Below are 19,152 nucleotides of genomic sequence, written 5' to 3' on the forward strand. Positions count from 1 at the left end.
ATGTCCCTCGAAAACATCTTTGGCCTGAAAGGCCGCACGGCGCTCGTCACCGGTTCAAGCCGGGGCATAGGGGCGGCGATCGCCGAAGGGTTGGCCGGGGCGGGTGCATCGGTCGTCCTGCATGGCGTGAAGGCGGGCGCCACGGCAGCTGTCCGGGAACGGATCATTGCAGGCGGCGGGACGGCGTATGAGCTGGCGGGCGATCTCTCAAAAGCCGATGCTGGCCGGCATCTTATCGAACAGGCAGAGGTGATCGCGCCACTCGACATCCTCGTTATCAACGCCAGTGCTCAGATCAATGCTACGCTCTCGGCGTTGACGCCAGGTGATCTGGCGTTTCAACTGGCGGTCAATCTGGGCTCGACGGTCGACATGCTGCAGACGGCGCTGCCGCGAATGGCGGCTCGGAAATGGGGCAGGATCGTCTCCATAGGATCAGTCAATCAGCTGAGGCCCAAAAGCGTCGTTACCGCTTATGCGGCAACAAAGGCTGCGCAGCACAATCTGATCCAAAGCCAGGCAAGAGATTACGCGCGCGATAATGTGTTGCTTAATACTCTCGCGCCCGGCCTCATTGATACGGACCGCAACGCCCATCGCCGCCTTGAGGATCCGGAGGGCTGGGATGACTATGTAAGGACGCTGAACTGGATGGGGCGCGCCGGAAAACCGGAGGAGATGGTCGGAGCAGCGGTCTTCCTCGCCTCCGAAGCTTGCAGCTTCATGACAGGCGAAACCATATTCATGACCGGGGGCTTTTAAAGGCGACTGACGCTGCGTCCCTGATTTTTTCCAGGGATTGGAACAAAAGTCGAGATAACCCATTTCATGGGCGTGCAATTTTCAGGACGCTGAATGAAAGACGACCCCCATTCCCGGCAGAATGCCAAAGACGCCGGACAGCGTCTCGTTTCAGGACATGCTTCCGAAGATCCGTTTGCGGCGGCATTCAAGGCCACCCGCATGCCGATGCTCATTACAGATCCCCGGCAACCCGACAATCCTATCATTTTCTGCAATACAGCCTTCTGCATCCTCACCGGCTATGCGGTGGAGGAATTGGTTGGACGAAACTGCCGTCTCCTTCAGGGGCCACAGACCGATTCGGCCGCGGTCGACAGACTGCGTGACGCCGTTGCGTCGGAAAGAGACATATCCATCGATATCCTTAACTATCGGAAAGACGGCACGAAGTTCTGGAACGCGTTGTTTGTAAGCCCGGTGCGCGATGTATCCGGAGTGGTGATTTACTTTTTCGCCTCGCAGCTCGACTTCACCAATATAAAGAGCAAGGAGGCCGAACTCGCCCGCGCGCGACATCTCGCCGAGGAAGAAGTGGCGAAGAGAACGGCGGATCTGACCGAAGCCCTGCGCGCCAAAACCGCGTTGGTCCATGAGGTCGACCATCGTGTGAAAAACAACCTTCTGACGATCGCCTCCATCGTCAAACTCCAGGCGCGCATGACCGACAATGAGGTCGTCGAGCGGACGTTGATGTCGGTGCTGAATCGGGTCGAAGCGCTCAGTACCGTCCAGCGAAAGCTTCTGAACGACGAGGACGTAGGCCATTTTGATGTCGCGGATTTCGCCAATACCCTGATGTTGGACAAGATCGGCGCCTTGAAACGGGCCGATATACATCTCACGACGGACCTTCATGAGGTCGTGGTTCCCGCCACCAAGGCATCCCCTCTGGCTTTGATCATAAATGAGCTCATTGACGACGCCATTGGCAGGGGGCTGAGGGAGGGCGGTGGCGAACTGCACCTGGAGGTGAAGCGGCTCAACGGGCACTTCCTTATCAGGGTTGTCGATACCGTCGTTCCGGTGGAGGTGGATGGGGAACAGGCCGCCTTCAGCAAGAAAATGCTGGAAGCCTCCCTGAAGCAGCTGCGTGCAACGATCGTCAGGACAGTCGATGAGCGCCGCACCGACGTCCGGGTCACGCTTTCCGTAAAAGATTGAAAGGATATTTTGTGAAAATCTTGATCGTCGAAGACGAAGCTTTGCTGGCCATGGAGCTGGAGAGCGAAGTGGAAGACGCCGGACACGAGATTGTCGGCATTGCCGCCGACAGCAAGCAGGCTCTCTCGTTGATAGAAAAGGTGTCGCCCCAATTTGCCTTCGTAGACATCCAGTTACTGGACGGCCCGACTGGAATAGACGTCGGCCAACATCTTGCTTCCCGCGCAGTTCCCTATGTCTTCGTTTCAGGTAATCTGAAGAGGATCCCAGAGGACTTCGCGGGTGCGCTTGGCGCGATTGAGAAACCTTACACGATGAACGGCTTGCAGAACGCACTGCAATTCATTGAAACTATTGTCAGTGGAGACGTCCGGTCCGCTACCGTGCCGCCAAGTCTCGTTTTATCTCCCAACCTGCTGGCCGCATTGTCGGCGTGATGACGCCACTGCTCCGTGACTAGGAATTGACCTTGAACTCACCATCTGAACGCATTGATGCAGTTCGCAATTCTGGTTTGCTTGATGTTCAGGGCCAATCCGAATTCCAGGATATTATCGAAGTCGTGAAGGCTGGGCTGAAATGTCCGGTCGCTCTGATTTCGATTCTCGATGAGCATCGCCAGGTCTTCATCGCCCATCTCGGCCTTCCGGAGAAATGGGCCGAAGCGGCTGAGACGCCGCTTACACATTCCTTTTGCCAGCATGTGGTTCGCGACAAAGCACCCCTCATCATCGGAGACGCAACGCTTCACGATCTCGTCAGAGATAATCTGGCTATCACCGATTTGGGTGTGATTTCCTACATGGGCGTGCCCGTGACGATGCCTGACGGGATGGTGATTGGAGCGCTTGCCGCAATCGACGGAGAGCCGAGAACCTGGACCGAAAGCGAGTTGGAACTGCTCAGCCGGATCGGCCGGGTCGCGTCCAACCAGATCGCCACCTTCCTTTCCGAGCAGCGTTGGGGAGCACTTTTCGAGCAACTCGAAGAAGGGATCGTCGTCGGCTCGGTCATCCGTGATCTCGACGGCACAATCATCGACTGGCGGTATGAAACGGTCAATTCGGCATGGAGTGCTTTGCTCGGCCTGGCGGCTGACAACGTTCCAGGCCAAACGATGCGAGGCGTCTTTCCCGATTTCGAGGAAGAATGGATTTCCGACGTCGCCGAAGCGATGGAGACCCGGCAAAGCAAGCGCTTCACGCGCAGGGTCGGCTCGCTGGATCGCTGGTTCGATGGCTATGTCCAGGCCACCGGAGAAGATAAATTCGTCATCATCTTCGTTGATGTGACCGATCGCATGCAGGCGATAGAAGCCTTGCGGAACAGCGAAACGAAACTGCGACTGATCGTTGAAGGAGCCAAGGACTACATCATCCTTACTATTGACGAAGACCAGCGGATCACGAGCTGGTTCGGCGGCGCCGAGGAAACTTTCGGCTGGTCGGAGGCGGACATGCTCGACCGGCCCTTCGAGAAGATGTTTACGGCAGAAGATCGCGCAGCCGGTATTCCTGCGATCGAGGTCAAAACTGCGGCCCGCGAAGGCGTTGCTCTTGATCGCCGGTGGCACCTCGCTGCCGATGGCACGCGTGTTTTTCTGGATGGCACGATACGGCCGATGCCCAATCATTCATCATCCCATCTGTCGGGCTTCATCAAGGTCGCAAGAAACGCTACGGCGCAAAAACTCTCGGAGGACAGGCAACTTGCGTTCCTGGAACTCGGGGAGAAGATCCGCGAGCTTGACACGGTTGCCGACGTCGCATTCGCGGCAGCGGAAATCATGGCACGTAATCTGCAAGGGGCAACAAGAGCCGGTTACGGCGTCGTTGACCCTGTTACCGAGACTGTGCAGATGCAGCCGGACTGGTGTGCGGATGGAATGTTCAGTGTTGCCGGCCTTCATCAATTCCGGGACTACGGATCTTATATTGAGGATCTCAAGCGCGGTGAACTGGTCATCATATCGGATGTCGCAGCCGATCCGAGAACCTTGGATTCCGCCGATCTTCTTCAATCGCTGGGCATTTCCGTGCTCGTCAATGTCCCCATTCTCGAACGTGGCGCCTTCGCCGGCGTCATGTTCGTACATTACGAAAAACCACATGAATTCACGCCTGAAGAACGCGATTTCGTGCGTACGATTGCCGACCGGACACGCGAGGCGATTGCCAGAATCCGCGCGCAGCAGGAGCAGCAGGTTCTCAATCACGAGATAAGCCACCGTCTCAAAAACACGCTGGCGATGGTTCAGGCGATAGCGACCCAGACCTTGCGGCCCGTCAGAGATAGAGCGCCTGTCGAAGCCTTTACCAGCAGGTTGCATGCGCTGTCCAAGGCGCATGACGTTCTGCTCAATCAGAATTGGTCCTATGCGCGCATGGTGAATGTGATTGATCCCGTGCTCCGGCAACTTTCCCTTCCAGGTCGCTATCATCTATCAGGTGTGGACCTCGAAGTTGGTCCAAGGACTGCCTTGAGCCTTGCGCTCCTGATGCATGAACTCGGCACGAATGCGCTGAAATACGGGGCTTGGTCCAACGATGCAGGAAGCGTCGCCGTGACTTGGAAAATCCAAGCTGTCGGTGGTGAAAGCACACTCGTGCTGGAATGGAATGAACAGGACGGTCCCCCCGTGGCGCTACCGTCCGGCAAAGGATTTGGTTCTAAGCTCATCCGCCTGGGCCTGATGGGAAATGGGGGGGTGGAGGTCAACTACGACCCGGATGGACTGCGCGTCGCCATGCATGCGCTAGTTTCACAGCTTGGGCAGTGACAGCCGGTCCAAGTGATCCGGCCCACGGTATGGCCCGAGCGCATCCATCGACGTGGGGGATCCGTGACCAGCGCCTGAGCGTTGTCCAGGCTGCAGACAGCTTCTGTAGCGCTGCGGCTCGCAGGCGCACCGGATCGGTTGCGGATGCCGGGCTCCCGCACGCTGCTACGGGCCGTTCATCCGCCAGATCGGCGGAGCAGCGTCATGCGCCGTATTGCTCATCCGTCACATGTTCCAGCCAGTCCACCACCTTGCCGTCCTTGACCTCCTGAAGCGCAATATGGGTCATCGCCACATCTGGCGCGGCGCCGTGCCAGTGTCGTTCACCCGGTGCAAACCAGACGATATCGCCGGGGCGGATTTCCTCCACCGGGCCACCCTCACGCTGTGCGCGGCCTAGGCCGGATACCACGATCAGGGTCTGGCCGAGAGGATGGGTGTGCCAGGCGGTGCGGGCGCCGGGTTCGAAAGTCACCTGGGCACCCTGCACCCGTTCGGCATCGAAGGGGTTGAAGAGCGGATCGATACGGACCGAACCGGTGAACCAGGCATCCGGGCCTTTGCCCGATGCCCGTGTTCCCGCGCGCAATATTTCCATGATTGTTCTCCTGACTGGTCTTGGGCGGTGATTTGATGTGGGAATTCTCCGCTTGTCCACAGTCGAGTGAAAATCTGCCCGCCCGGAGACGCTCATATGCTTCTCGAAAACCCGATGACACGATCTTTTCGTGTGGTTATGCCGCTCTTCCCAATGGGTTTTCGAACGCCGCCAGCCGTCTTTCAACTCCTTTCCACACGCCGCAATAAAAATCATTCTCGGGATTGACTCAATTATGAAACCGGTTACATTCGCCGATGTAAACGGTTTCATCAGTTGAAAACCGTGCTTGGAGGAGCAAATTTCATGTTTAGACATTTGATGGCTGCCGCCGCTATGGTGCTGGCGGCCGGCACGTCCGGGCACGCCCAGGAGCAGAGCTTCAAGATCGGCCTTTCCAATTCCTTCGTCGGCAGCGAATGGCGCACGCAGATGATCGAAGAGGCTCAGGCCGCCGCAAAAGCGTGGGGCGAAAAGGGCGTCAAGGTCGAAGTCGTCGTCCAGAGCGGCAATGTCGATGTGCAGGGGCAGATCGGTCATATCCGCAACTTCATGAACCAGGGCGTTGATGCAATCCTCATCAATCCCGGCAGCCCGACGGCCTTCGACCCGATCTTCGCGCAGGCCAAGGCGCGCAACATTCTCGTCATCGCAACCGACGCGGAAGTGTCTTCGAAGGATGCGATCTATGTCGGCATCGACCAGAAGGCATGGGCGGCCCAGTCCGCGCAATGGCTTGCGGATGCGCTGAAGGGGAAGGGAAGCGTCGTCGCCATCAATGGCATCGCCGGCAACCCGGCCAACGAAGCCCGCGTCGCCGGTTACCGCGAAGTGTTCAAGAAATATCCTGACATCAAGGTGCTGAACGAAGCCAATGCGAGCTGGGATCAGGCGCAGGGCCAGCAGGCCATGCAGAACCTGCTTGCAACCTATCCCGATATCAGCGGCGTCTGGGTGCAGGACGGCATGGCAGACGGCGCATGGCGCGCCATCGAAGCCGCCGGCAAGACCAAGGACATCGCTGCAACAGGTGAAATCCGCAAGGACTTCATGACCCGATGGGAAAAGGAAAAGTTCAATTCCGGCGCTTCGGTCAATCCTCCCGGCGTCATGGCCAGCGCGCTCAACGTCGCGGTGTTGAAGCTGCAGGGTAAGGAATTCAAGGACGGCATTTTTGGTGGCACCTATGGCAACGCCATCTACATTCCGATCCCCTTTGTCAGCAACGACAACCTTGCCGACAACATCAAGGCTGCAGAAGGAAAGCCCGGATACTGGTCCGTCACGGCAACCGTGACGCCGGAACAGGCCGGCGAGTTCTTCAAGTAATATCCGTCTCGGGCCGGCGGCGAACGCCGGCCCGAACCAGAAATTCGAGTGCGGACCGGGCCTTGGCCATCCGCCTGTGACAAGCATAATTCGGGGACATGCGATGGCGAACGCTTTGGAAGCGGCCGGCATAACGAAGAATTTTGGCGCTGTGCGTGCGCTTTCGGACGGCAGGCTGACCGTGGGCCGCGGTGAAATTCACGCGCTCCTGGGCGCCAATGGCTGCGGCAAGAGCACGCTCTGCAAGATCGTTGCGGGCGCGGTGGCTCCGACCAGCGGCACAATCAGGTTCAACGGTGAGGACGCGCGCTTCAAAAGCCCGCGGGACGCCGAAAATGCCGGTGTCGCCCTGTTTTACCAGGAACTGAGCCTCATTCCGCAGCTTTCCGTTGCCGATAATATTTTCCTCGGGCGCGAGCCGAAACGCGGCGTCTTTGTTGACAGCAAGGAGCTGAAGGCCGAGGCAGCGAGGCTGATTGCACTGTTCGACGGTGTCGCCGGTGAAGGGCTGACGCCGGATGCGATCGTCGGCACGCTGCCGCCGGATCAGCGCCAGCTTGTCGAAATCCTCAAGGTATTCGCCCAGAATGCCAGCCTGATGATCATGGACGAGGCGACAGCGGCGCTCGACGGCCGCCAGTCGCAGCGCTTTTTCGAGATACTCAGGGCTAAGAAGGCCGACGGCGTCTCCACCATCATGATTTCCCACCGTCTCGATGAGGTCTTTGCCGTCTGCGACCGCATCACCGTGATGCGCAATGGCGCGACGATTTCCGAACTGGATACGGCAGCCACCAGCCGCGAGGCTGTCGTGCACGATATGGTCGGCGATGTCCGCGCAGCACCGGCTCGCCAGCAGGGGCGTGCCGCCGCAGTCCCCAGCCTCAAGGTAACGGATGTTGCGGGCGAGGGCGTTCGCGGCGTCAGTCTGGAAGCCTATCCGGGCGAAATCGTCGGTCTTGCCGGTTTGCAGGGGCAGGGCCAGTCAGCCTTGCTGAAGGGCCTCTTCGGCGCCAGTCCGTTTGCAACGGGGCAAATCCGGTTCGAAGGTCGTGACATCACCATCGGCAAGCCTTCGCAGGCTGTTCATAATGGTTTTGCCTATGTCTCGGGTGACCGCGGACGTGACGCGTCGCTTCAGGGCCGGTCGATCTTCGAAAATCTCGTCGCAGCCCTCATGGTGCGCGAAAAGATGCGGCTGATCCGGCCCGCGACGCTGAAGCCGCGCGTGCAGAAGGTCGCGGATGACATGAAAACGAAATTTGCCGGCCTGGATATGCCGATCGGCACGCTTTCCGGTGGTAACCAGCAGAAGATCTTCATTTCCCGCTGGCTCGCCACCGCACCAAAACTGCTGCTGCTCGATGATCCGACCAAGGGCATTGATCTTGGTGCAAAGGCCGACCTCTTCGCGCTGATGCGGCAGCAGGCCGATGCCGGCGCGACCATTCTTCTCTATTCCTCGGAAGATGCGGAAATCCTCGAATATGCCGACCGTATTCTCGTGTTCAACGGCGGACGCATTTCTGCAGAGCTGACCGGAGCCGACATGACATCCCTAAACATGACCCGCGCCGCCTATGGAGACGCCGCATGAGCTCTTCCGGTTTTCTGCGCAGGCAACCCTGGATCATCACCCTCGTTGTTCTGGCCGTTCTCGTTGCCGTCAACACGTTTCTGCAGCCCTCCTTCGTTCAGCCCTCCGTGCTGCAATCGAACCTGACGACGTTTCTGCCGCTGATCCTGGTCGCCATCGGCCAGACCTATGTCATTCTGGCGGGAGATATCGATCTGTCGGTCGGCAGCATCGTGGCGCTCGCCAATGTCGTCACCGTCAGTGTCATCGCGGCGCTGGGTGGTACGACGGGCGCGGTCTTTGCCGGCATGGCGGCGGGTGCGGCTGTCGGGCTGCTCTGTGGACTGGTCAATGGCCTCTTTATCTCCGGCCTGCGTTTCCAGCCGATTGTTACCACCTTCGCAACGGGCATCATCTTCGCCGGGCTGGCGATCTGGGTGCTGCCGCAGGCGGGTCTTCCGGTGCCCGAAGCCTATTGGCAGACCTATTCCGGCAGCTTTATCGGCTTGCCCTTCGTACTGTGGGTGCTGCTCGCCGGCATCGCCTTCACGCTGATCGTATCGCGCATTCCGTTTCACGCCCATCTTCTGGCTGTCGGCGGCAATCGCACCGGCGCCTTCCAGACGGGCCTGCGCCTCTCCGGCATCCGCATTGGCGCCTACATGATCTCCGGCCTGTTTTCGGCGCTGGCGGCGCTCTGCCTTACCGGCGAGACGGCCTCGGGCGATCCGCTTCTCGGCGCAAGTCTGGCGCTTTCCTCCATCTCGGCGGTGGTGCTGGGCGGCACGGCGCTTTCCGGCGGCTTCGGCAGCTCGACCGGGTCGATAGCGGGCGCACTCGTGCTCGGCATGATCGGTAATGTGATTTTCTTTGCGGGGCTACCTTTCGAGTACCAGACACTGGTGCAGGGTTTGATCGTGCTGACGGCGCTGGCCGGCGGCGTTCTGGTGACGAGGCGTTGATATGACCAATCCCGGCTTGCAACTCAAAACCCTCCTCACCGATCCCCTGACCATTGCCATTGGCGCATCGGCCTTCCTGCTGCTGGTCGGGGAATTGCTCTCACCCGGCTTCGCACAGGGCTCGCAGATCGTGCGGCTGCTGACGATCGCCGCCATTCTCGGCATCGTCGCGGCGGGGCAGAACCTCGTCATCCTCGGCGGTCGTGAAGGCATCGATCTTTCCGTCGGCGCGATGATCTCGCTTGGCGCGGTGCTTGCCGGCAACATGATGAACGGCCAGAATGCCGGCATTCCGCTTGCCATTCTCGTTGCGGGCGGCATTCCCTTCCTGATCGGCCTCATCAACGGCCTCGGCATCACCTTCGTGCGCATTCCGCCGCTGGTCATGACGCTCGGCATGACGGCGGTCATTCAGGGCGGTCTGGTGGTCTATTCGCAGGGCGTTCCATCAGGCGCGGCGGCGCCGCTGCTGGCGGGCTTCATCAACCGTCCGCTCATCTTCGGCATTCCCGGCGTGCTCTTCGTCTGGCTGGGCATCGCCGCGATCATGCTGTTCGTACTCCGCCGCACGGCCTTCGGTTTCGCCATCTATGCCATCGGTTCGAATGAGAGAGCGGCGACGCTCACCGGATTGCCCGTGTCCCTGATCCGCACGCTGCTTTATGGCCTTTCCGGCCTGTTTGCCGGGCTGACCGGCGTGTGCGTGATCGGTTATACCGGCACCTCCTTCATCTCCGTCGGCGATCAATATGTGCTTCCGTCGATCATCGCCGTCGTCATCGGCGGCACCTCGCTTGCCGGCGGCGCGGGCGGATATGTCGGAACCATGGCCGGGGCGGTTGCGCTCACCATTCTGCAAAGCGTACTGATAACGCTCAACCTCGATGTATGGGCACGGCAGATCATATTCGGTGTCACGTTGCTAGCGCTGATGCTGCTTTATGGCCGCCAAAAGCAGTTGCGTGTGTGACAGATGAGCAAAGACCAAGGTTCGAATATCAGGGAAGTTGCAGCTCTCGCGGGCGTTTCGATCGCGACAGTATCGCGCGCGCTGCAGCAACCCGACAAGGTTCGCCCGGAAACCCGAAAGAAGGTTTTCGACGCCGTCCGGCAGGCCAACTTTGTTCCCAATGCGCAGGCGGCGAGCTTCCGGCGTCAATCCAACAACACCGTCATCCTTCTCGTTCGCGATATAGGCAACCCGTTCTATCTTGAAATCTACAAGGGCGTGGAAGAAGCGGCAGGCGAAGCGGGTTTCAAGGTGCTGATGGGTGACGCCCGCAACGATGAACACCGCGTCGCGACCCATATCGACATGGTGCGGCAGAAACATGCCGACGGCCTGATCCTGATGACCGGCCAGTTCCCGTCCGAGCTTCTCGATCAGGGCGATGCGCTGCCGCCCATCGTCATCGCGTCGGAAACGGTGCCCGGCCTCGCGCTGCCGACCGTCAAGGTCGATAACCGCGCCGCCTCCATCAACGCCATGCGCCATCTCATAGAGGCGGGTCATGAACGGATCGTGCATCTGGCCGGTCCGGTCCCGGAAAGTCTCGCGCAGGAGCGTTTCGACGGTTACCGCGATGCACTTGCCGAGGCCGGCGTCGCTTATGCCGACGAACTTGTTGTGACGGGCGATTACAGCATCGAGGCCGGCCGTCAGGCGATTGCAGGTCTTCTTGAAAATGGCATTGCCTTCACCGCGATCTTCGCATCGAGCGACCAGATGGCGATCGGTGCGATCAGCGAGCTGCGGGGCAGGGGCCTGTCGGTTCCGTCCGATGTCTCGGTCATCGGCTTCGACGACATCATCTTCGCCAATGCCTTCGAACCGCCGCTGACGACGGTGCGCCAGCCCCGGCAGGAAATGGGCCGCAGGGCCATGGCGCTGATGGTGGACCGGCTGAACGGCAAACGCACGGCCGAAACCATCGTGCTGGATACGGAACTGGTGGTGCGCGGCTCGGTCGCGCCCTGCCGCCCGCCGCACCGGTAGCGGCCAGCCGGAATTGTGAATGCAAGGAGTGTAAGGACATGAAGACGATCAAAGGCCCGGCGATTTTCCTCGCGCAATTTGTCGGGGACAAAGCCCCCTTCGACACGCTCGACAATCTCGGCCAATGGGCGGCTTCGCTGGGGTACAAGGGTATTCAGGTGCCGACCGATCCCAAGCTCTTCGATCTCGAGAAAGCCGCCGCCTCCAAGGGTTATTGCGACGATATCAAGGGCCGTCTGGCCGAGATCGGTGTCGAGATCACCGAGCTTTCGACCCATATTCAGGGCCAGCTTGTGGCCGTTCACCCCGCCTATGATGAAATGTTCGACGGTTTTGCACCGTCCGAACTGCGCGGCAACCCTGTGGCGCGGCAGGAATGGGCGGTCAACCAGCTGAAGTGTGCGGCGAAGGCGTCGCAGCATCTTGGCCTCAAAAGCCATGCGACTTTCTCCGGTGCGCTCGCATGGCCGTTCGTTTATCCGTGGCCGCAGCGTCCGGCTGGTCTTGTCGAAATGGCCTTTGCCGAACTCGGCAAGCGCTGGACACCCATTCTCGATACATTCGAGGAGAATGGCGTCGATCTCTGCTATGAACTGCATCCGGGTGAGGATCTGCATGACGGCGTCACCTTCGAGCGTTTTCTTGACGCCACCGGCAATCATGCGCGCGCCAACATCCTCTACGATCCCTCGCATTTCGTGCTGCAGGCGATGGATTATCTCGATTTCATCGACATTTACCACGAGCGTATCCGCGCCTTTCACGTCAAGGATGCCGAGTTCAATCCGACGGGCCGCTCGGGCGTCTATGGCGGTTATCAGAGCTGGGTCGACCGGCCGGGGCGTTTCCGCTCGCTGGGTGACGGGCATGTCGATTTCGGCGCGGTGTTTTCCAAGCTCACCCAATATGACTTCGACGGCTGGGCGGTGCTGGAATGGGAATGCGCGCTGAAACACCCGGAAGATGGCGCGCGTGAGGGCGTAGCCTTCATTGAAAACCATATCATCCGCGTGACCGAGCGGGCTTTCGACGATTTCGCCAAAAGCGGCGTCGATGATGCCGCCAACCGTCGCCTTCTCGGACTTTGAAAGGGATAGCCATGTCCTCCGCTACAAAAAAATTCGATAGCCGCCGTATCCGTCTCGGCATGGTCGGCGGTGGTCAGGGCGCCTTTATCGGCGCAGTGCACCGCATCGCCGCCCGGCTCGATGACCGTTACGAACTGGTGGCAGGCGCGCTTTCTTCCGATGCGGCGCGTGCTAGCGCGTCGGCAACGCTGCTCGGCATCGCGCCGGAGCGCTCCTATGCCTCGTTCGAGGAGATGGCGGCGGTTGAGGCCGGTCGTGAAGACGGAATCGAGGCGGTCGCCATCGTGACCCCCAACCACCTTCATTTCGCCCCGTCCAAGGCCTTTCTCGAGGCCGGGATTCACGTCATCTGCGACAAGCCGGTGACCGCGACACTGGAGGAGGCGAAGGAACTGGCCAAAATCGTCGGGGCATCCGACAGGCTGTTCATTCTGACGCATAATTACACCGGCTATGCCATGCTGCGGCAGATGCGGGAGATGATTGCCAGTGGCGACATCGGCAAGCTGCGTCACGTCCAGGCCGAATATGCGCAGGACTGGCTGACGCAAGCGGTTGAAAAGACCGGGGCGAAGGGCGCGGAATGGCGCACGGACCCCAGCCGCTCCGGCGCGGGCGGGGCAATCGGCGATATCGGCACGCACGCCTTTAACGCCGCCGCCTTCGTCACGGGCGAAATCCCCAGCAGCCTTTACGCGGATCTGACCTCCTTCGTGCCGGGCCGGCAGCTGGATGACAGCGCCAATATTCTCTTGCGTTACGAAAGCGGCGCCAAGGGCATGCTCTGGGCAAGCCAGATCGCGGTCGGTAATGAAAACGCGCTGTCGCTGCGGGTCTATGGCGACAAGGGCGGGCTGGAATGGCACCACCGGGTGCCGGATGAGCTGTGGTTCACACCTTACGGGGAGCCCAAGCGGCTGATCACCCGCAACGGTGCGGGCGCTGGAGCCGCCGCCAACCGCGTCAGCCGCGTGCCGTCAGGGCACCCGGAAGGATATCTCGAGGGTTTTGCGACGATCTACCGCGAAGCCGCAGACGCAATCATCGCCAAGAGGGAGGGAAAAACAGCCGCCGGGGAGGTGATTTACCCCGGCATGGAGGACGGCCTTGCGGGTCTCGCATTCATCGATGCCGCCGTTCGCTCCAGCCAGACCTCGACCTGGGTCAAAATCGACATCTAGGTCGCAGCCTATCGGAGGAGACGACGCGGGGGCAACGGAGGCTGTGCCCGGCACCTTCCCGGTCAAGGGTGGGCGTGTCGTCACATTGATCAAACGGAAAGGGAGTTACGCGTTTGAAAACGTTCAAGTCAAAATTCGCAGGCATGGCAGTCGTTGTCGCATTGGCGGCCGGCATCACAAATCCGGTTTTTGCCGATGACAGCAAGACGCTGCCGATTGCGGCGCAGATGTACACCCTGCGCAATTCCGGAACGCTGGAAGAACAGCTTGCCATCCTCAACCGCGCTGGCGTTTCCGCCGTGGAAACGGTGGATATGCAGAAGGTCAGCCCCGGCGAGCTGAACACGCTTCTCGAAAAGCACAAGATCAAGGTCATTTCCTCGCATGTGCCGATCGACAAGCTGCGCGGTAATCTCGATGAGGTCATCACGGAGCAGAAGGCCGTCGGCAATCCTGTCGTGACCGTGCCGTTCCTGAAGCCGGAAGACCGCCCGAAGGATGCTGCAGGCTGGACCGCCTTCGGCAAGGAGCTCGGCGGATATGCGGACAAACTGTCTGCGGCAGGCCTCTCCATGGCCTATCACAACCACGATTTTGAAATGGTCAAGTTCGACGGCAAGACGGCGCTTGAACTGCTGCTCGATGCGGCAGGCCCGAAACTGCAGGCCGAAGTTGATGTCGCCTGGGTGGCGCGCAGCGGCAATGATCCGGCAGAGTTCCTCGGCACCTTGAAGGGCAAGGTTTTTGCCATCCACGCCAAGGACAACGCGCCTGCGGGCACGGCGGAAAATGAGCGCGGCTTTGCGACGCTCGGCACCGGCACTCTCGACTGGAAAACGATCCTGCCGGCGGCCAAACATGCCGGCGCAAAGTGGTTCATCCTTGAGCACGACCTTCCGCTCGATGCCGAAGCGGTCGTGACCAAGGGCAACGCGTTCCTCAATGAACGCCTTCCGACCATTCAGTAAACACTGCCAGTAAAACCAGAACCGCTCCCCGGCGGCCGGTTCGCCGGGGCGCATGAGGTTCGACAGACGCATGACCAGTTTCCGCCGCGTTGCGACGGGAAGCGCTTTGCCCTGTCGTTTTTTCCAAGCTCACATCGGAGGAGTTATCATGGCAAACAATCATTATGATGCGATTGTTGTCGGTTCAGGCATCAGTGGAGGCTGGGCCGCAAAGGAACTCACGCAAAAGGGCCTGAAGGTCCTGATGCTGGAGCGCGGCCGCAACATCGAGCACATCACCGACTATCAGAATGCCGACAAGGAAGCCTGGGATTACCCCCATCGCAACCGCGCCACGCAGGAAATGAAGGCGAAATATCCCGTTCTCAGCCGCGATTACCTGCTGGAAGAGGCGACGCTCGGCATGTGGGCCGACGAGCAGGAAACGCCCTATGTCGAGGAAAAGCGCTTCGACTGGTTCCGCGGTTATCACGTCGGCGGCCGCTCGCTGCTCTGGGGACGCCAGACCTATCGCTGGTCGCAGACCGATTTCGAGGCCAATGCGAAAGAAGGCATCGCCGTCGACTGGCCGATCCGTTATGAGGATGTTTCCCCCTGGTATGACTATGTCGAGCGCTTCGCCGGTATTTCCGGCAGTCGCGAAGGGCTGGATATTCTCCCTGATGGCGAATTCCTGCCACCTATTCCGCTCAATTTCGTCGAGCAGGATGTGGCCAGCCGGCTGAAGAAAGAGTTCAAGGGCACGCGCCACCTCATCAATTCGCGCTGCGCCAACATCACCCAGGAACTTCCCGATCAGGAGCGCACACGCTGCCAGTTCCGCAACAAGTGTCGGCTGGGCTGTCCCTTCGGCGGCTATTTCAGCACGCAGGCATCGACCCTGCCTGCGGCGGTCGCCACCGGCAATCTCACTTTGCGGCCTTTTTCCATCGTCAAGGAAATCCTCTACGACAAGGACAAGAAGAAGGCTCGCGGCGTCGAGATCATCGATGCAGAAACCAACCTGACCTATGAATACACCGCCGACATCATCTTCCTCAACGCCTCGACGCTGAACTCGACATGGGTGTTGATGAATTCGGCCACCGATGTCTGGGAAGGCGGCCTCGGCAGCAGCTCCGGCGAACTCGGCCACAACGTGATGGACCACCATTTCCGCATGGGCGCGACCGGCCAGGTGGAAGGCTTCGAGGACTTCTACTTCAAGGGCCGCCGTCCGGCAGGTTTCTACATTCCGCGTTTCCGCAATACCGGCGACGACAAGCGTAAATATCTGCGCGGTTTCGGCTATCAGGGCTCGGCCAGCCGTTCGCGCTGGGAACGGGAAATCGCCGAGCTCAATATCGGCGCCGATTACAAGGAGGCGCTGACGGAGCCGGGCGGCTGGACCATCGGCATGACCGCCTTCGGCGAGATGTTGCCCTATCACGAGAACCGCGTGAAGCTCGATCATGACAAGAAGGACAAATGGGGCCTTCCGGTCCTCTCCATGAATGTCGAGATGAAGCAGAACGAACTCGACATGCGCGAAGACATGGTCAATGACGCCGTCGAGATGTTCGAGGCGGTCGGCATCAAGAACGTCAAACCCTCCAGGGGCAGCTATGCGCCGGGCATGGGCATCCACGAAATGGGAACGGCCCGCATGGGGCGCGACCCGAAAACCTCCGTCCTCAACGGCAATAACCAGGTCTGGGATGCGCAGAACGTCTTTGTCACTGACGGCGCCTGCATGACTTCGGCCTCCTGCGTCAATCCGTCTTTGACCTACATGGCGCTGACGGCGCGTGCCGCCGAATTTGCCGTTTCCGAACGCAAGAAGGGGAACCTGTGATGAACAGACGCGAACTGCTGAAACTGATAGCCATTGCCACCGGCCTTCCGCTGATCGGCGCGGATGTCCTGACGGCCGCGGAAAATGCCGCCAAACCCGCCGGCAGCGCCCATGTCTTCACCCCGGAGGAAATCCGCTTTCTGGACGAGGTGGCGGAAACCATCATTCCGCGCACCTCCACGCCGGGGGCGAAGGATGCTGAAGTGGGTGCCTTCATGGCCGTCTATGCGGCCGATTGCTACACCGAGGAGCAGCGGACGCTGTTCCTTTCGGCAATTTCCGACATTGAGAAGCGCAGTCAGGCCGAACACAAAAAGGCCTTTCTGGACCTGACGGCAGGAGAGCGGCAGGCGCTGCTTTCCGCGCTGGACAAGCGGGCCAAGGCTGAACAGACGCCGGCAAAGCCGCACGCCTTCACGCTGGTCAAGCAGCTGACGCTGCTCGGCTTCTTCACCTCGAAGATCGGCGCCACGGAAGTTCTCGTCTACGACGAAATCCCCGGTGGTTTCGAAGACCGCGTTCCCTACAAGAAGGGAACGCCTGCCTGGGGCACGACCTGAAGAGAGAACTGTTGGCCCGTCCGCATTTGCGGGCGGGCCGCATTCATACGGCAAGACAAGGATGACATGATGCGCAAGACACTCATCATCGCGGCGGCTATGCTGACCGCAAGCACCGTTCCCGCTCTTTCGGAGGGCGATGTTGCCAAGGGGGAGGCGGTTTTCAAGCGCTGTTCCGCCTGTCACGCCATAGGCGAGGGCGCGAAAAACAGGGTCGGCCCACAGCTTAACGGCATCATCGGCCGTGCGGCAGGCGGCGTGCCTGACTATACTTATTCGGCTGCGATGAAAAAAGCGGGCGAGGACGGCCTTGTCTGGACACCGGAGGAATTGCGGGATTTCCTGAGCGCGCCCAAGAAGAAAATACCCGGCAACAAGATGGCGCTGGCCGGCATCAGCAAGCCGGAAGATCTGGACAATCTCATCGCCTATATCGAAAGCGCGGCTTCGAAACCGGCTGAGTGAGAGCAGTGCAGCTACGCGGTAGAAGTAAAGCTTCTGGCGAAGGTCAGGCGCCTGCGCGTTACACTTGGCTCACTTCGCCTTCCGCCAGCTGGGCGAGGCCCGGCAGATTGCAGACCAGAAGCTTCTGCCGCCCGCCCTGCACCAGCCCCTTGCTCTCCCAACTGCTGAGGATGCGGGAAACGGTGTGCAGCGTCGTGCCGGTCATTTCGGCGATATCCTGACGCGAAATCGGAAAGTCGATGCGGATGCCGTCCAGCTCCTTGCGTCCCGCCTGCTGCGAAAGGCGCAGCACGGCATGGGCCACCCGGCGCTCCACTTCCTGCGTCGACATTTCGCGGATGCGCGTATGGGCTTCCTCGAGACGCTGGCCGATTGTCTGCATGGCTGAGACGGCAAGATGCGGGTTCTGCTCGACGAATTGCGGCCAGAGATCGGTTTGCCAGGACAGGATCACGCTTTCGGCAGCCGTCGTTGCGGTACCGGGATAATCGGCCCGCTGCAGCGCCCTTGCGAAACCGAAGAGATCGCCGGGGTGCACCACGCGCACGATGATCTGCTGACCGTCATGGGTCACTTGCGTTACCTTCAGGCGGCCGTGGATGAGCAGGAAGAAATGCGTGGCCGGCCGGCCCTGCTCGAAAATGGCTTCGCCCGCCGACACGAGCCGGGATGTGGCGTGGGTCAGCAGTCCGTCCAGCTCATCGTCGGCCATCTTGGCAAACAAGGCCAGCGACCGGATGACGCTTCGGTCAATCTTCACTTGAACCCTCTCCGGTGGTGGGCCGCCGCCACGGTTCCCGCCATGGGCACCCGGGTGTCGGCCTCTTCTGTATCTTCACAATACAGCACTATCACCGGTGGAAGAAGATCAAATGATATGAATCAACTAATTGTTTTAATTGATGATTATCAAGAAATCAGAGCGGCTGCGCGAAGCTTTTCGAGAAGCGGCGCATACCAGCGCGTATCCTTCACGAGCCGGAAACCGAGATTATCAGGCGGCACGCCGACGGCGCAGCCGCCGCTTTTCGGGTTTTTGACGAAGGCGCTCATCGCCGCACGGTGTTTTCCCGAAGCGACGGGAATACCGCATGAGGCGACGGTATCCAGCATTTCGCCATCATTACCAAGCGTCACACGCCGGCTGCAGCTCGAGGTCCATTCCCAGACATTGCCGCCGAAATCGGCAAGGCCATATTCGTTTTCGCCGAAGCTGCCATAGGATTGCGGAACGGGATTGCCCGAGGCCTTGCGGCTGGTCTGCCGCTCGTAATCCGCCAGCCAGCGCAAAGCGGGGTTTTCACTATCGGCAGCTACGCCAAGCGTCTCGTCCGGAAAAAGCGAGCCAGCGGCAAAGGCGAGTTCAGTATCGCTCGGCAAGCGCCAGACAGTGCCTGTCCGCTCGCTCAGCCATGCGGCATAGGCATGGGCGTCATCCTGGCTGATGCCGGTTGCCGGTATCTCGCCGCCGACCGCAGCGGCAAAGCCGGGTTCCGGCTGCTGGCAGCCGCCTTCGGCGACGCAGCGCGCATAATCCGCGCTCGACACCTGATATTTCGTGATCGTGAGGTTTTGCCGCATCGTTACGTCGATCATCGGTCCATCGACGGCATAACCATTGCGGAAATATTCGCCCTCCGCCCGGTAGGTGAAACTGCCAGCAGGTACGGTAACGACCTGCGGCTGGGTCATGGCCGTGCGCGGATCGGAGCTACCGTGGATGATCCCAGACTGGAAACCGATCACCGTCGCCAGCAGTGTGGCAAGCGAGAGCGGCAAAAGAAGCGAGACGGCATTTGGGAAATGGCTGTTGCCGGGAATGCCCATGGGAACCTGCCTGCGTTGCGGGAA

General features: G+C 60.1%; 18 protein-coding genes. 15 read left to right on the forward strand and 3 right to left on the reverse strand.

Annotation, left to right across the window (positions count from 1 at the left end; genetic code table 11):
• The 4 genes from CFB10_RS14685 (at window position 1) to CFB10_RS14700 (ending at window position 4,744) form a co-directional block, all read left to right on the forward strand.
• A complete protein-coding gene (locus tag CFB10_RS14685) occupies window positions 1-762 on the forward strand; it encodes an SDR family NAD(P)-dependent oxidoreductase (protein WP_020010288.1) in 762 nt (253 codons plus the stop codon).
• Between the two features lie 93 nt (window positions 763-855).
• A complete protein-coding gene (locus tag CFB10_RS14690; RefSeq protein ID WP_020010289.1) occupies window positions 856-1,965 on the forward strand; it encodes a PAS domain-containing protein in 1,110 nt (369 codons plus the stop codon).
• An 11-nt stretch (window positions 1,966-1,976) separates the two neighbouring features.
• Window positions 1,977-2,402, forward strand: coding sequence for a response regulator (locus CFB10_RS14695; protein ID WP_026363632.1), 426 nt, complete (start codon window positions 1,977-1,979; stop codon window positions 2,400-2,402).
• 32 nt (window positions 2,403-2,434) lie between these two features.
• Window positions 2,435-4,744, forward strand: a complete 2,310-nt coding sequence (locus CFB10_RS14700; RefSeq protein ID WP_026363633.1) for a GAF domain-containing protein — start codon at window positions 2,435-2,437, stop codon at window positions 4,742-4,744.
• A gap of 202 nt (window positions 4,745-4,946) precedes the next feature.
• On the opposite strand, the gene CFB10_RS14705 is transcribed toward CFB10_RS14700, so the two are convergent.
• Window positions 4,947-5,342 carry a cupin domain-containing protein gene (locus CFB10_RS14705; RefSeq protein ID WP_020010292.1) on the reverse strand — a complete coding sequence of 132 codons (396 nt, stop codon included), beginning with the start codon at window positions 5,340-5,342 and terminating at the stop codon, window positions 4,947-4,949.
• A 306-nt stretch (window positions 5,343-5,648) separates the two neighbouring features.
• Between CFB10_RS14705 and CFB10_RS14710 the strand changes: the two genes are divergently transcribed.
• From CFB10_RS14710 to CFB10_RS14760, 11 genes are all read left to right on the forward strand, one after another.
• Window positions 5,649-6,671 (forward strand): substrate-binding domain-containing protein, encoded by a 1,023-nt coding sequence (locus tag CFB10_RS14710; protein WP_026363634.1) that lies wholly within the window; start codon window positions 5,649-5,651, stop codon window positions 6,669-6,671.
• Between the two features lie 103 nt (window positions 6,672-6,774).
• Window positions 6,775-8,268 (forward strand): sugar ABC transporter ATP-binding protein, encoded by a 1,494-nt coding sequence (locus tag CFB10_RS14715; RefSeq protein ID WP_020010294.1) that lies wholly within the window; start codon window positions 6,775-6,777, stop codon window positions 8,266-8,268.
• Window positions 8,265-9,209: an ABC transporter permease gene (locus tag CFB10_RS14720; RefSeq protein ID WP_020010295.1), complete on the forward strand. Its 945-nt coding sequence runs from the start codon at window positions 8,265-8,267 to the stop codon at window positions 9,207-9,209. Before CFB10_RS14715 ends, CFB10_RS14720 begins: the two co-directional genes overlap by 4 nt.
• Before the next feature lies 1 nt (window position 9,210).
• The gene (locus CFB10_RS14725) at window positions 9,211-10,179 is read left to right on the forward strand and encodes an ABC transporter permease (protein ID WP_020010296.1); all 969 of its coding nucleotides are present in this window, start codon (window positions 9,211-9,213) and stop codon (window positions 10,177-10,179) included.
• Window positions 10,180-10,182: 3 nt separating this feature from the next.
• The gene (locus tag CFB10_RS14730) at window positions 10,183-11,205 is read left to right on the forward strand and encodes a LacI family DNA-binding transcriptional regulator (protein ID WP_020010297.1); all 1,023 of its coding nucleotides are present in this window, start codon (window positions 10,183-10,185) and stop codon (window positions 11,203-11,205) included.
• Between the two features lie 38 nt (window positions 11,206-11,243).
• Entirely contained in the window at window positions 11,244-12,293 is a 1,050-nt protein-coding gene (locus CFB10_RS14735) for a sugar phosphate isomerase/epimerase (RefSeq protein ID WP_020010298.1), read from the forward strand.
• 11 nt (window positions 12,294-12,304) lie between these two features.
• Complete coding sequence (locus tag CFB10_RS14740) at window positions 12,305-13,474, forward strand: Gfo/Idh/MocA family protein (protein ID WP_020010299.1); 1,170 nt, start codon at window positions 12,305-12,307, stop codon at window positions 13,472-13,474.
• A 113-nt stretch (window positions 13,475-13,587) separates the two neighbouring features.
• Window positions 13,588-14,442, forward strand: a complete 855-nt coding sequence (locus CFB10_RS14745; RefSeq protein WP_020010300.1) for a sugar phosphate isomerase/epimerase — start codon at window positions 13,588-13,590, stop codon at window positions 14,440-14,442.
• Window positions 14,443-14,590: 148 nt separating this feature from the next.
• Entirely contained in the window at window positions 14,591-16,276 is a 1,686-nt protein-coding gene (locus CFB10_RS14750; protein ID WP_020010301.1) for a GMC oxidoreductase, read from the forward strand.
• The gene (locus CFB10_RS14755) at window positions 16,276-16,836 is read left to right on the forward strand and encodes a gluconate 2-dehydrogenase subunit 3 family protein (protein ID WP_020010302.1); all 561 of its coding nucleotides are present in this window, start codon (window positions 16,276-16,278) and stop codon (window positions 16,834-16,836) included. Before CFB10_RS14750 ends, CFB10_RS14755 begins: the two co-directional genes overlap by 1 nt.
• A gap of 69 nt (window positions 16,837-16,905) precedes the next feature.
• Window positions 16,906-17,301 carry a cytochrome c family protein gene (locus CFB10_RS14760; RefSeq protein ID WP_026363635.1) on the forward strand — a complete coding sequence of 132 codons (396 nt, stop codon included), beginning with the start codon at window positions 16,906-16,908 and terminating at the stop codon, window positions 17,299-17,301.
• Window positions 17,302-17,359: 58 nt separating this feature from the next.
• On the opposite strand, the gene CFB10_RS14765 is transcribed toward CFB10_RS14760, so the two are convergent.
• Both CFB10_RS14765 and CFB10_RS14770 read right to left on the reverse strand, forming a co-directional pair.
• Complete coding sequence (locus CFB10_RS14765; protein ID WP_020010304.1) at window positions 17,360-18,061, reverse strand: Crp/Fnr family transcriptional regulator; 702 nt, start codon at window positions 18,059-18,061, stop codon at window positions 17,360-17,362.
• Between the two features lie 149 nt (window positions 18,062-18,210).
• The gene (locus CFB10_RS14770) at window positions 18,211-19,128 is read right to left on the reverse strand and encodes an SUMF1/EgtB/PvdO family nonheme iron enzyme (RefSeq protein ID WP_020010305.1); all 918 of its coding nucleotides are present in this window, start codon (window positions 19,126-19,128) and stop codon (window positions 18,211-18,213) included.
• Between the last annotated feature and the right edge of the window lie 24 nt (window positions 19,129-19,152).

This window comes from Agrobacterium sp. 719_389 (assembly GCF_900188475.1).
Classification (GTDB): Bacteria; Pseudomonadota; Alphaproteobacteria; order Rhizobiales; family Rhizobiaceae; genus Agrobacterium; species Agrobacterium radiobacter.